The sequence below is a fragment of the Rhizobium sp. WSM4643 genome, assembly GCF_025152745.1.
In the GTDB taxonomy this organism is placed as follows: domain Bacteria; phylum Pseudomonadota; class Alphaproteobacteria; order Rhizobiales; family Rhizobiaceae; genus Rhizobium; species Rhizobium leguminosarum_I.
Genome location: NZ_CP104041.1, coordinates 215,067 through 228,089, shown reverse-complemented (window position 1 = coordinate 228,089; position 13,023 = coordinate 215,067). Strand labels below are relative to the sequence as shown.

Annotated in this window: 9 protein-coding genes; 4 read left to right on the top strand and 5 right to left on the bottom strand. The window is 59.2% G+C overall.

Annotation, left to right across the window (positions count from 1 at the left end; all coding sequences use genetic code 11):
- Positions 1 to 24 precede the first annotated feature (24 nt).
- Positions 25 to 516: an OmpA family protein gene (locus N1937_RS24955; protein WP_206120705.1), complete on the top strand. Its 492-nt coding sequence runs from the start codon at positions 25 to 27 to the stop codon at positions 514 to 516.
- A gap of 279 nt (positions 517 to 795) precedes the next feature.
- Here N1937_RS24955 and N1937_RS24950 read toward each other — a convergent pair whose 3' ends face one another.
- A complete protein-coding gene (locus tag N1937_RS24950) occupies positions 796 to 1,266 on the bottom strand; it encodes an Hsp20 family protein (RefSeq protein WP_025396923.1) in 471 nt (156 codons plus the stop codon).
- A 622-nt stretch (positions 1,267 to 1,888) separates the two neighbouring features.
- On the bottom strand, positions 1,889 to 4,351 hold the full coding sequence (locus N1937_RS24945) for a beta-glucosidase (RefSeq protein WP_260059646.1): 2,463 nt from the start codon (positions 4,349 to 4,351) through the stop codon (positions 1,889 to 1,891).
- A 199-nt stretch (positions 4,352 to 4,550) separates the two neighbouring features.
- On the opposite strand from N1937_RS24945, the gene N1937_RS24940 reads away from it, so the two are divergent.
- On the top strand, positions 4,551 to 5,189 hold the full coding sequence (locus N1937_RS24940; RefSeq protein WP_260059645.1) for a TetR/AcrR family transcriptional regulator: 639 nt from the start codon (positions 4,551 to 4,553) through the stop codon (positions 5,187 to 5,189).
- Positions 5,190 to 5,251: 62 nt separating this feature from the next.
- On the opposite strand, the gene N1937_RS24935 is transcribed toward N1937_RS24940, so the two are convergent.
- Entirely contained in the window at positions 5,252 to 6,088 is an 837-nt protein-coding gene (locus tag N1937_RS24935) for an alpha/beta hydrolase (RefSeq protein WP_170259437.1), read from the bottom strand.
- Positions 6,089 to 6,201: 113 nt separating this feature from the next.
- On the opposite strand from N1937_RS24935, the gene N1937_RS24930 reads away from it, so the two are divergent.
- Positions 6,202 to 7,143 carry a LysR family transcriptional regulator gene (locus N1937_RS24930; protein ID WP_260059644.1) on the top strand — a complete coding sequence of 314 codons (942 nt, stop codon included), beginning with the start codon at positions 6,202 to 6,204 and terminating at the stop codon, positions 7,141 to 7,143.
- Positions 7,144 to 7,238: 95 nt separating this feature from the next.
- Here the strand turns inward: N1937_RS24930 and N1937_RS24925 are convergent, their stop codons facing one another.
- Entirely contained in the window at positions 7,239 to 10,265 is a 3,027-nt protein-coding gene (locus N1937_RS24925; protein WP_260059643.1) for an alpha-mannosidase, read from the bottom strand.
- 274 nt (positions 10,266 to 10,539) lie between these two features.
- The gene (locus N1937_RS24920) at positions 10,540 to 11,559 is read right to left on the bottom strand and encodes a LacI family DNA-binding transcriptional regulator (RefSeq protein ID WP_017967738.1); all 1,020 of its coding nucleotides are present in this window, start codon (positions 11,557 to 11,559) and stop codon (positions 10,540 to 10,542) included.
- Positions 11,560 to 11,729: 170 nt separating this feature from the next.
- Between N1937_RS24920 and N1937_RS24915 the strand changes: the two genes are divergently transcribed.
- Positions 11,730 to 12,989 (top strand): ABC transporter substrate-binding protein, encoded by a 1,260-nt coding sequence (locus N1937_RS24915; protein ID WP_260059642.1) that lies wholly within the window; start codon positions 11,730 to 11,732, stop codon positions 12,987 to 12,989.
- The last annotated feature ends 34 nt before the right edge of the window (positions 12,990 to 13,023 follow it).

The following is a 13,023-nucleotide window of genomic DNA, read 5'->3' as shown; positions in this document are numbered from 1 at the left end:
ACCAGGCGCCTTCTTGCCGCGACAATGCTCTTGGCGCTTGCCGCCTGCTCCACCACCGAACTGGCCTCGCTGGAAGAACCTGCGGCGGCGCCAATGACCGGCCAGACGAACGATCCGGCGCCTGGTTTCGAAAACGTCGCGGCTGGCAGCGAGGAGGATTTTATCCTCAATGTCGGCCGACGGATATATTTTACACAGGACTCTGCCAAGCTCGATTCCGTCGCCATGGCGACCCTGGACAACCAAGCCAACTGGCTCAACAACAACCCGACCTGGATGCTCAAGCTACAGGGATTCTCCGACGATTCAGGGTCCGCATCCAAAATGGAGACGCTGTCGCACAAGCGCGCCGATGCCGCGATGGCTTATCTTGTCTCGAAGGGCGTGGACCCAAAGCGCATGTGGGCCAAAGGTTACGGGAACGAACGCGAAGTCCGCGACTGCACGGAGCGCTCCTGCAAAGTGCAGAACCGGCGCGTCGTCTCCAACCTCCGCAAGCAGCCCGACGCCGTCTGATCTCTTCGCGATGCCCATCGCGCAAAAGCGGATGAAGCCACGCAATTCGCGGCAAGACGACGTCGCGTAGGACCGCCAGACAAAAGGGCCGGCCACCAAGCCAGCCCTCCTGGATCCAACTCAATTCAGGATCGCGTTACCGGGATAGAGGCTCCGGAGCGGAGCTTGTCGAGAAGCTTCGAGAGCACACGCTTTCCCGCGTCCTTTGCGCTTGCCCCGCGGCGTTTCCTGATTTCGACCGTGAACGGCTTTTTCCGGGACTTCATCGAGAAGCCCTCCTTAAGCCACCTGGCGTTCGGCTTCGATCTGAAGAGGCGCCTGCTGAAAGGAGCCGTCTCCAATGGCGATTTTGCGCGGCTTCATGGCTTCCGGCACCTCACGCTTCAGCGCGATCGAGAGGATACCGTTCGTCAGGGACGCATTCTCGACCCTGACATGGTCCGCAAGTTCGAAGCGACGTTCAAACGCGCGCCCGGCGATGCCGCGATGCAGATATTCGCCATCCTTCCCTTCGGCCTTCTGGCCTTTCACCACAAGCACGTTCCGCTCCTGGGTAATCTCCAGATCGGCCTCGGCGAAACCGGCGACTGCCATCTGGATACGATAGTCGTCTTCGCTCGTCTTGACGATATCATAGGGTGGCCAGGTCTCGATCGCCTGCAGCCGCTGCGCATTGTTCAAGAGGTTGAAGACCCGGTCGAAGCCGATGCTGGACCGATAAAGGGGTGCGAAGTCAAGTTCGTTTCTCATAGCCATATCCTCCGTAAAGCAACATGGAATGGAGACGCGTCGAAAACACGTCCCCGGTCTGGTCGACCCGTCTTTGCGCTGTCGACGAAAATGATCTGGTTTCGGGCGTTTTTCGATTCAAGAGGACATCCAAAAAAAGTTTGGGCGAGGCTTGAGGCGGACCGCAAGCCTGTTAACCGCTGTTTTCCTTCACCTAAATCGAAGGGTGTCTGAAGATGTTCTCGTTTATGTGGAAATTTTTGGGAGAAGTTCATGACCAGCAAAAAGCTTCAGCACGAGCCCTCCGGACGGTGTCATCGAGGCGATCTTCGCCTCGCACATTCTTCATCCCGTCTCCATGTCCATTTCGCCTCTCCGAACGAAGTTCTCGCCGCCGAGATCGCTGCGCAGGAGAAGAGAGCGATCCTGGCGTCGTGGGCTTCGGAACTCTATGCCGTAGAGGCCGTTCCGGCTCTGCGGCGGCGCCTGGCGTGCCATCCCCGGTGCGTTATGCCGATATCATCATCGCGCTCAAAGCTCCGGATAGCGGAGGTGGTACGGCAGGCCATGTCGGAAAAGGGTTCCGACGCTGTCGTCCCACCGCGACGACGACATGGCGGCCTTTCACGTGTGCGACCACGGCCTACTGCGAAGGCGGCAGCAGATAGGCGCGTGGTGACGGCAGATCGATGACGAACCTGATATCCATGGCATTGGCCGCCACGACCAGCTGGTAGTCGCCGGGCTCAGCGCGGAAGGCGCCGGCCTCGACGTCGAAATAAGCGAGATCGCGCGGCAGGATCTTCAGTTCGGCCGTGCCTGTCTCACCGGGATTCAGCGAAAGCTTTGCGAAGGCGCGCAGCTCCTTGTCCGGCCGCTCCACCTTGGACTTTGGCGAACGCACATAGAGCTGGACCAATTCCGACCCGGCCCTGTCGCCGATATTGGTCAGATCGATGCTGACAGTCACGCCTTCGGCACCCATTTCGCTGGCTGAGAGCCGCGGCTCTCCCCAGCTGAAGCGCGTATAGCCAAGGCCGAAACCGAAGGGGAAGAGGGGCTCGACAGCGCGTGTATCGTGGTGACGGTAGCCAACGAACACGCCTTCGGCGTAACGCACATGCCCATCCTCACCCGGATAGACGGCTGGATCGCCTGTGATCGCGGAATTGTCGGCAAGCGCTTTCGGGAATGTCTGCGGCAAGCGTCCGCCGGGCTCGACATCGCCGAACAGGACATCAGCGACGGCATTACCCAGCTCCTGTCCGGGATACCAGATCTGCAGCACGGCGCGAACCTTGCCGAGCCACGGCATTTCCACCGGGCCACCGGTCTGCAGCACGACCACGGTGTTGGCATTGACGGCCGCAACACGCTCGATCAGTTCCTCCTGCCGGCCGGGAAGCCGCATGTCGGGCAGGTCCAAGCCCTCGGTATCCCATTCGCCGTCGCGGCCGACGAAGAGAAGCGCCACATCGGCATTCAACGCCGTCTCGACGGCTTCTTGCATATCGGCCTCGCCCAAGGGCTTTTCGACACCGAAGCGAATGGCCGTGAGGTTGATCCCCTCCCCCGTCGCCACCGGCGTGTCGTACTCGACGGTGACGGTATGGGCCTTGCCCGCATCGAGCGCCACGGTGCCGCGCTGTTCGTCATTGGCCGTGCCGAAATAGTTCTCGCCGCGTGTCCAGCCGTCATGGCCGTCGACCGTGAGCCTGCCATCGACGAAGAGCCGCGCCAGTCCGGCATTGGTCATGCCGAAGACATGATCGCCGCTCTCTTCCGGCGCGAATTGCATCGTCATCCGCGCCGAGAAATCGGTGGGGTCGAGTTCGCCCGACGGCAGCTCGAACCAGAAGAACTCGCCCTTGTCGACGGTCTCGACATGAAGCGGATTGCCCTGACAGCCACGCCCCTTGAAATATTCTACGGTGATCTTTCCCTTGAACACCTCGATCAGGCGGTTATGGCGGCAGCCGACTGCGTGGCTGACGCTGTTGACATTGGCAAGGGCGGCCCGAATCCCCTCGAGCGGGCTGATTGTATAGTGCGCCGCGATCTGCGCGCTGCCGCCGCCCATGACACGCGCGCTCGCAGCGTTGGGTCCGATGACGGCGATCCGGTCGAGCGACGTCTTGGCAAGCGGCAGGATGCCGTCGTTCTTCAAAAGGACTGCGCCTTCTGCGCCGAGACGCCGGATCAGCGCCCGGTCTTCCGGCAGGTCGACCGCCTGCTCCGTAAGGTCGGGCCTCTTCTCGAACGCACCAACCCGCTCTAGCAGAAGCAGGATACGTCGCGCCGCCGCCCGGACGGTCGCCGCCTCGACCCTACCTTCGCGCACGGCCACGACCAGCTTCTCGCCGCGATCACGCGCCGGACCGGGCATTTCGAGATCAAGCCCGGCATTGATCGTCTCGGCCGTCGAATGCGAACCGAACCAGTCGGACATGACGATCCCGTCGAATCCCCATTCCTCGCGCAGCACCTTGGTCAGCAGCCACTGATGCTCGCTCGTATAGGTGCCGTTGAGGCGGTTATAGGAAGACATAACGGCCATAACGCCGGCGCGGCGAACCGCCTGTTCGAAGGGTGGAAAATAGATTTCGCGCAGCGTCCGTTCGTCGATATCGGAAGACATGGTCTGCCGCTCGATCTCGGATTCGTTGCCGGCGAAGTGTTTGATGGTTGCGGCGATCCCCTGGCTCTGCACGCCCTTGATATAGGCGACCGCGAGTTCCGCGGTCAGCATCGGATCCTCGGAATAACATTCGAAATTTCGCCCGTTGAGACCGGAACGATGGATATTTACCGTGGGAGCGAGCAGCACGGCTGCGCCCTTGCTCTTTGCCTGGTGGGCAAGCGCCACGCCCATGCGCTCGACGAGATCTGGGTTCCAGGTGGCGCCGAGCGCGATGGCAACAGGAAAGCAGGTTGCCTTGACGCCGCCGACCAGCGAACCCGCGCCGCGAGCCCCATTCGGCCCGTCCGTCACCTTGATCTTCGGCACATCAAGACGTTCGACGGGAACGGTCGTCCAGAAATCGGCGCCTGACAGCAGCGAGACCTGCTCCTCGAGCGCCATCTTGTCGAGAATGGAATCGATCATGCAAACCTCTCCTTCAACGGAATTCGGGCATTGCGAAGTGCTGGCCGAGCATGCCAGGTGTCAATTCATCCGGCGGCATCATCACTTCTCAGCGCCAGACAGTTATTAAACCTACCGATTACTCGGTATTTTTAAGATGTCAACTGTCGAGCCGTGATGTATGGATGGAGGGCGGGAGAAGAGGCAGGCGAAAGAGACGATGGCACAATTTCTCGAATCGAAGACCGGACTGGACGAAAAGCAAGGGCGCCGATCTCGCAAGGGCGAAGCGCGCCGCGCGGAGATCCTGTCGGCTGCGATGCGACGTTTTGCCGAAGACGGCTACCAGAATGCCGCCATCGGCGATGTGGCTCGCGACGTCGGCCTGTCGCTGCCGGGCCTGCTGCACCATTTCCCGACCAAGGTCGATCTCCTGCTTGCCATTCTGGACAAGCGCGATCTCGAATGTGAAAGCTACATCGGGCCCTATCGTTCCGATCTCCGCGGCCTGCTCAAGGGCATGGTAGAGGTCTTTCGCCGCAACGCCGAAATGATCGAGGTCATCAGGACCTTCGCCATCTTGAATGCCGAGAGCCTGATGAAGGATCACCCGGCCAAGGCATGGTTTCTCGATCGCGCCACCCAGCTGCAGGACGACATCGCCGCCACCTTCGAACAGGCCGTCGCCGATGGATCGATCGACGGCACGATTGACGGCCGGGCGATGGCGGCCGAGCTGATCGCCGTGATGGACGGACTTCAGATGCTCTGGCTGCGCGATCCCACCCGCTTCGATATGGTCGGCGGGTTGGAAGCCTATGTCGGCCGCTTGCTGGTGAGCCTTGGTTTGGAGGATTGAGTTTTGGCTTGCGACTCTGCGCTGGGGAGCCGGTCGCGGATGACGCTCTATCGGAAGATCTATCATCTATCAAAGCGTGCCAACCAGGCCATAATGCGGCTTACGGCTTCGTAATACCTCTGCCCGACAAGCAGACCTGTGTGTGTCGTACCCCAGAGACCTAGATACTCGCCGCCGATGTGACGTGCTGTCGCTCGGCCTCGATGTTCATCGGATTCGTCGCTGATCGCGCAAATGACGAGGCTGGGACAGGCGATCTTCTCGCCTCTGATGGAAATCCCCTCCGCCCCGAAATGAAAGGAAAATGCGCTGAACGCCTTTGCAGATTCCATGGACAGGTAATTCCGCTGGAATTCGATATCCTCGAATGTTTCATCGACACTGATTTGCTCGTCGCGCACGGGAGCAGGCACGACGAGGCCGGGCATTCGCAACGCGAGATCGCGATAGGGCGCCTCCGCATGCACTTCCTTGCAAATGCTGGAATCGATCAAGACCAGCCCGGCAATCTTCACACTTTCCGCCAGTTTCTGGCTCAGGATTCCGCCCATGCTGAATCCGATCACGATGGGCGGGGTTCCACATTCTTTGGTGATTTCGGTGATCACCAGCCGGATGTCTTCCAGGTAATCTTCAAACAGGATTTTTGTGAAATCCACCGACCTGCTTTTGTAGTGACCCCGCAGGTTGATGCAATAAGAGTTCCATCCAGCCGATATGAAATGAGGAATATATTTGCTCCACATCCAGCTCCCGGTAAAGGCGCCGTGGACGAAGAGCAGAGGCGGCCGAACGGACTGCCTCGAAGCGCTGTGCGCATCAAATATTTCGAGAAATAGGTCATTCTCTCCGACGTATTTTCCCGTGTGGTCGGGTCTTTCTTTTGCATAGTCCCGCATACCGCTCACTCTTTGTTATTCGCTGGGGACCGAGGATATTTCCTATGCAATATTGATCAATGGTGCCTCGTGGCCGTACATAAAGGACAAAATATCTTCAATCAGGTGCTATTGTGGATAGTCTTGCGAACGTTGTCGCCTTCGTTCACGCCGTCGAACAGCAAAGCTACGTCGCAGCTGCCAGAGTTGCCGGAGTTTCGCCGTCCGCGGTCGGAAAAGCGGTGGCGCGTCTCGAAAGCCGGCTGGGCGTGCGGCTCTTCAACCGGACAACGCGCAGTATCAGCCTGACTGAGGAAGGAGCGGTTCTCTACGAGCGCTACAAACGCATCATCGACGACATGGATGACGCAGAGGCCACAATCTCACGAAGCCGGGAACGTCCAAGGGGGCGCCTTCGCGTCAGCGTACCGCATATTGTCGGGCATCACCTTCTCATACCGGTTCTACCCACTTTTGCCGAGCAATTTCCGGAGATCGAACTGGACATCGATTTCGAAGACAAGGTCATCGACCTGGTGGCAGAGGGCCTGGATGTCGTCGTGCGGAGTGGCGAGCTCGCCGATGCTCGATTGATTGCCCGCCATCTTGGCGACCAGCATTTCGTCGTTTGCGGAAGTCCCGATTATTTCAAGCGCCATGGACAACCGGAGACGCCGGATGACCTCTCCCAACATGCCTGCATTCATTTCAAATACCCATCCAACGGCCGGCTCGCACCATGGGCATTCCGCTCGCCATACGATCGGGTAATTTTCCCAAGAAGCCTTACATTCAACAATACGGACGCAGGGCTGCGGGCAGCGCGGGACGGTTTGGGGATCGCGCACCTGCCTGTCTACGTCGCAGAGCCCCATATGCGAACCGGAAGTTTGGTCCCTGTCCTGACCTCCTTCATGGTGCCGTACGGCTCGCTCTCGCTCGTCTGGCCGTCCAATCGTCAGCTTTCACCAAAAGTCCGCGCTTTCGTGGATTTTGTAGTTGCGAATTTTGCCGCCCGACCCGACGCTTTTCGCCCGCTGGATGCGGCTGGCGTCTCATCCAATTCTGGGGGATAGCGGCCGCTTTCAGAAGCGCCCGCCAGTCCTTGAAATCACCGTCCTACATGCTTGCCATAGGCCATTTGATTCCCGGCACGTATGGCGGTCAGGCGTCAGCCATTCTGCAGCTTCCAGGTCCGGATTTCAAACGGCATGATGTCGGCAGGTCCCTTCCGCTCCATCGGCTCTTCGAGAATGTTCAGCGGCTGCGATGCTGCCCATCCGGAAGGCAGCTCGAGGGCGAGGCTGCCGCGCCGGCCGGCCGGTTCGTAAAGGCGAAGGATAAGCCCATCGCCCTCTTCCGCCGGCTTCAGGCCTGAGAACGCGACGGGGATGCCGGTGACCGCAAGCGGCGCAAAATTGCCGGCGGAGAGACCGCTGGATTCAGCCGAGACGAGCGGTTGGTTGAGATCGATCGCTTCGTCGAGAACGCCGCCTTCATGCCAGGCGCCTTCATGCGGCATCAGCGCATAGGTGAAGCTCTGCTCGCCTTCGTCGGCCAGCGGATCCGGATAGATCGGCCCGCGCACGAGGCTCATGCCGATCACGTTGCCGCGGGCGCTATGGCCGTATTTGGCATTGTTGAGCAGCGCCACCCCGAAATCCGGCTCGCTGATATCGACGAAGCGGTGCGCGACGGCCTCGAACATCGCCTGCTCCCAGGACGTATTCGTGTGCGTTGCCCGCTCGACGATGCCGAAGGCACATTCGAAGGTCGCCTTGCGGGCCTGCGCGGCGACCGGGTTCAGGGTGCGCAGCAGCGTGCGGCGATCATGCCAGTCGATCGTCGTTTCGATGTCGAGCCGCCTGGCGTTGGCCGTCAGCACATAGGTCTGCGTGACGCTCGAATTCCGGTAGCGGTAAACGACGCGGATCGCCGCGCGGTGCGGGCCGTCTTCCACGAGGGTGATACCATCAGACGCATCGAGGCGGACGGCCTTTTCGGCATAATCCGCGTCGATATCCCAAGCGTCCCAGTTGCGCGGCTTGTCGGCCGGATAGACCCAGAGCTGGTTTGCCGAACCATCGACCGCTTCGCGGCCGGTCGCCTTGTGGATAAGGCTCGCAACCGCTCCGTCCTTGCCAATGACGACCGCGAGGTGGTCGTTTTCGAGACGGTCGGGGCTAGCCTTTAGCCCGCCCGCCGGCTTGAGCGAGCCCTTGTCGAAGACCGCGACGGACAAGGGCGCGACGAGATCGGCTGCCGCGACGACCGTACCGTCGGAAAGCGTTGCGCTGAGCGGCCTCGGCGCAAGAGACGGATTGACGACGACGAGGACATCGCCCGCCCCGCCCTTCGGCAGCTTGGCCGACAGCGCTTGCAATGCCATCGCCTGTTCGGCCATGGCATGTTCGATGACGCCCCCCAGTTCCTGCTCCGCATCCTGATAGACTTCACGGATGCTCGAGCCCGGCAGAATGTCGTGGAACTCGTTTTTCAGAACCACGCGCCAATCCGCCTCGAGGCTTCGGGGCCTGTCTGCTCCGAGCATATGCGCCAGCGAAGCAATTGTTTCGGCTGTGATCAGCGCCCGTTCGGCCTGGCGATGCTTGCGCTTGACGCCGCTTTGCGACGTCAGCGTGGCGCGGTGCAGTTCGAGATAGATTTCACCGTCCCACACGGGAAGGTTCTTTTCCCCTGCGGTGCGGTGCGCCTGCTCGTAATAGCTTTTGACCGTGCCCCAGCGCGCCTGCGGAATTGCCGGGAAATCGCGCAGCTGCACTTCGCGTTCGACCATCTCCGGCGTGACACCGCCGCCGCCGTCGCCATAGCCGACGGCCAGCAGCGAAGTATCGTGCTGCGTCTTGCCGCGGAAATTCTTCCATGTCGGCACGTAGCAATCGGCTTGCACGAAACCGTTATAACCCTGCATCGGATTGTCGAACGTGTGGGTCAGAACCCTGCTGCCGTCGAGACCCTTCCACCAGAAGAGATCGGAGGGAATATGGTTGGTCTCGCTCCAGTTGACCTTAATCGTGAAGAAGCTGTCGATGCCGCCCTGTCTCAGGATTTGCGGCAGCGCACCTGAAAAGCCGAAGCAATCGGGCAGCCAGCAGACCGTGTGGCGGGTGCCGAAGGTCTTTTCAAAATAACGCTGGCCATAGAGGACCTGACGGGCGAGGCTTTCGCCGGTCGGCATGTTGGTGTCGGGCTCCACCCACATGCCGCCGACGGTTTCCCACTTGCCTTCCGCGACCTTCTTCTTAATGCGCTCGAGAAGCTCCGGGTCTTCTTCTTCCATCTGCGCATAATAATGAGCGGTCGATTGATTGAAACGAAAATCGTCGGAGCGCTCCATCAGCGACAGCGCCGTGTTGAAGGTGCGCCGCATTTTCCGGCGCGTCTCGCGATAAGGCCAAAGCCAGGCGAGATCGATATGGGCATGGCCCGTCAGCAGCAGTTCTCCATTCGGCGGGAAGCGCTTCTGCAGCTCCTGCAACCTCGCCGTCAGAGCCTCGAATGCGGTGGTCGCCGAGCCGCTCTGCTCGTCCGTAAGGCCTGCCGGATCAGCCTCGAGCTCCGGCAGTTGCCAGATCTTCTGCTGCATGACAGCGCTTGATGTGCGGGAGATATAAGCCGCCGTATCCGACGGCCAGTCGAGGCTGCGCAACGCATGCTCGGCGGCATCCATCAGATGCGGCACAACTTCATGCTCGCCGAGCGCATCGATTGCCTCGGCAACCTGCTTCAACAGAAGGTGCAGGCGATGGGCGGGTCCGTCGAGCCAGATAAACCGGGCCTTGTTGAGTTTGGGCGCTCGATTGGGCTCGCCGAACGGAAAGCGGGCGACGGTTTCCGTTGCAATCGAAAAGCGGCGGCCCTTCACCGGGAATTCCTGATGATAGGGATCGAGACCGAATGTTTCCGTCTCTCCATCGGGATAGCTCAGTGTGATCAAGCTCTCGCCGCCGAGATCGAGCTGCAGGCGAGTATCTGCAAGAGGCCACGACTCCGGCGCTTCAGCGGTCGCGGCAAAATGCACCACTCCCTGGCGGTGCGGCCAATCCTGGTGATGGCCGATCGGCTCGCCCTCGAAACTCCAGCCGTCGATCGCAGCACTTTGTCGATCCCGCCAATGCGCCAACTCGGCAATGCGAACTTTCAGACGATCGAGGCGCTGGGCAATGGTCAGAGGCATGGCTTATCCTGTTGAAAATCGACGGCTGACAATCTTGTCGTCATGCTTTTGAGGTCGTGGTCATGGTTTTGGGGGAGATGAAGATGGCGCGACCGACATCGCGATTGCCCGGCCCCTCCTCCAAGCGGGCTTGCAGAGTCTTAGATTAAGTAACTTTGATTTGGCGTCAAGCCCGGAAGAAGTGAACCGCTCCGGGTTTACCGGATATCACCGTCACACCATTTCTTGCGAAAGCTTGCTTGCTCGACCAGACACTCTCGCGCATGAGGTCAGATTACAAGGAGGACACCGAAAGTCGCTCCACCAAATTGCAGGACATAACTCGACTGCTCGGGCAAACTTCGCTTCCCGCCACCACGCTATTCAACAATTCAGCCCCTTGCAGACCAAGACCGTAATATGGCAAGGCGGCAGTGGTCAGCTCCGGCTTCAGCGCCAGGGAAACTGTCCGGAAATCGTCAAAACCGACAATACTGACATCCTCGGGAATCCGAAGACCCAATGCCATCGCCGCGATATAGATTTGGATTGCCATTTCGTCGTTGCCGCTCATGATTGCGGTCGGTCGATCCTTTTGTTGAAGCATCTCGGTGGCGGCAGCAAAAACGTAGTTCTTCTCTGCTCCGACGGGTCCTTCCATGCCAAGGCGGATCGTGAGGTCACTGTCCGCAAGGCCAAAGTCTCCAGCGGTCTTGCGGAAAGCATCGAGGCGCAGTTCCGCACCAAGCAAAATCGGATTGAGCCGGATGTAGCCGATCTTTCGATGACCCCGCTCAAGCAGATAGCGGGTCAGATCTCGCGCACCCTGATAGTCATCGGGTTCGATCGACGGCAACAATTCGCTCGTTTTTGGTCGGCAGTTGATCATGACTGTGGGGATAGCGACGTCGCCGATTTCGGGGTCAACGATGCGATGGTACATCGTTACATAGAGAACACCGTCAATGCGGTGCGATTGGAACATTTTCCAAATTTTAATTTCCTGTTCGGATGCGCCGCCGGTATTTGCCATCAGAATGGTCTTGCCGTTAGCATTAGCCCAATCCTGGATCCCGCGAACGATATCCACTGAATAAGGCGTCGTCGACACGTAGTCAGCGATGATACCAAATGTGTTGGAGCGACTTGAGCGTATCTGGCGCGCCGCCATATTCGGCACATATCCGAGGTCTCGAATTGCCCTTTCGACCCTCTCCCTCGTTTCCTCGGTCACATATGGTTCGCCGTTAATGACGCGAGACACAGTTTTGTTCGAAACCCCCGCCACTTTCGCGACGCTGACTATGCTCACCATGGACGCCAATCTCCTTGTCGGGATTCGTTTTAAACCACGCGCATGACAACGTCGACATATTTTTCTGACAACGTCGTCATTTCATATTGACAACGTCGTCATACGAGGACTACCTTCGCACCAAGAAGGAGGGCTCAGTGCAAGTGCAGCGAGCCAAACGGGAGGAATCAATGAAGAAATTGCTTGGTGCCAGCGCACTCGCGCTTGTTTTCATGGCCGCCACTGCCAATGCCGAAACCATCAATATCTTGGTCGAAGGTGGTGGCGAAATGTTGCAGAAGGCGGTCGCCGAGAAGTTTACTGCCGAAACAGGCATCAAGGTGAACTTCACGACCGTTCCCTATCAGGGTGTATTCGACAAGTTCTCAGCCGAAATCGCCTCAGGTTCTTCCGCGTTCGATGTCGTGACGATCGACGTCGTGTGGAATGCGAAGTTTGCAAGCCACGTCGAGGATCTTTCGGCTCTTTTCACCGATGCGGTTCGCGCGGATCTGCCGCCTTCCTTGCTTGCCGACGCGAAGGTCGGTGAAAAGTTGATCGGCATGCCTGCCTGGGCCAATGCAGAGATCGTGTTTTATCGCAAGGACCTGTTTGATAAGGCGGAGGAAAAGGAGGCTTTTCAGGCCAAGTATGGCTATCCTCTCGCGCCGCCCAAAACCTGGCAGCAGTGGCGCGACATCGCGAAATTCTTCACGCGTGACACTGACGGCGATGGAAAGACCGACTTCTGGGGCACCGACACCATCGGCACGTTTTCAGAGGAATGGATGGCACATGTGCTGCAGGCGGGTTCGCCAGGGGTGATCCTCGACAAGGACGGGCAGGTCATTATTGACAACGAGGCGCACAAAAAGGCACTTGAATTCTACATCGCGCCACACTGCATTGATCATTCCGTTCCTGAAAACGTGAATGAAATCGGCTGGGGCGAGGCGCAGAACCTGTTCTACCAGGGCAAAACAGCCATGATGAAGTTCTGGGCGCACGCCTACAAGATGACGCCTCCGGATTCAAAGGTCAGCGGCCAGGTCGGCGTGGTGCCGATGCTGGCCGGCGACGCCGGGATCGCAGCTGTTCCCGGGCCTTGGTACAACGTCGTTCCCTCGACATCCGAGCACAAGGACGCCGCAAAAAAATTCATCTCGTTTGCCATTGCCAATAATGCATTGGGCATCGAAGCTCCGCTCGGCCTTGCCGCGACGAATTCCGCCTATCGCAGCTATTCAGGCAAGGCCGGCTATGAGCACTTTCCCCCACTTCTTGAGACGCTGAGCGCGCGTGCCACCCAGGGCCGGCCGATCAATGAAAAATATCAGGAAATCGTCGACGAAGCCGTCCTGCCCGCTATCCAGAAGGCACTCACCTGCAAGGCGGATACCGGGGAGGTTCTGACGGAAGCCAAGGAAACGATCGAGGACATTCTCAACTAGCCTCGTACATTCCTCCACATCGTGGGGCAGAATA

Bases quoted from the DNA above. Each gene is read 5' to 3' on its own strand.
- N1937_RS24955 (WP_206120705.1), top strand. From the start codon at position 25: ATGCTCTTGGCGCTTGCCGCCTGCTCCACCACCGAACTGGCCTCGCTG.
- N1937_RS24950 (WP_025396923.1), bottom strand. From the start codon at position 1,266: ATGAGAAACGAACTTGACTTCGCACCCCTTTATCGGTCCAGCATCGGC.
- N1937_RS24945 (WP_260059646.1), bottom strand. From the start codon at position 4,351: ATGATCGATTCCATTCTCGACAAGATGGCGCTCGAGGAGCAGGTCTCG.
- N1937_RS24940 (WP_260059645.1), top strand. From the start codon at position 4,551: ATGGCACAATTTCTCGAATCGAAGACCGGACTGGACGAAAAGCAAGGG.
- N1937_RS24935 (WP_170259437.1), bottom strand. From the start codon at position 6,088: ATGCGGGACTATGCAAAAGAAAGACCCGACCACACGGGAAAATACGTC.
- N1937_RS24925 (WP_260059643.1), bottom strand. From the start codon at position 10,265: ATGCCTCTGACCATTGCCCAGCGCCTCGATCGTCTGAAAGTTCGCATT.
- N1937_RS24920 (WP_017967738.1), bottom strand. From the start codon at position 11,559: ATGGTGAGCATAGTCAGCGTCGCGAAAGTGGCGGGGGTTTCGAACAAA.
- N1937_RS24915 (WP_260059642.1), top strand. From the start codon at position 11,730: ATGAAGAAATTGCTTGGTGCCAGCGCACTCGCGCTTGTTTTCATGGCC.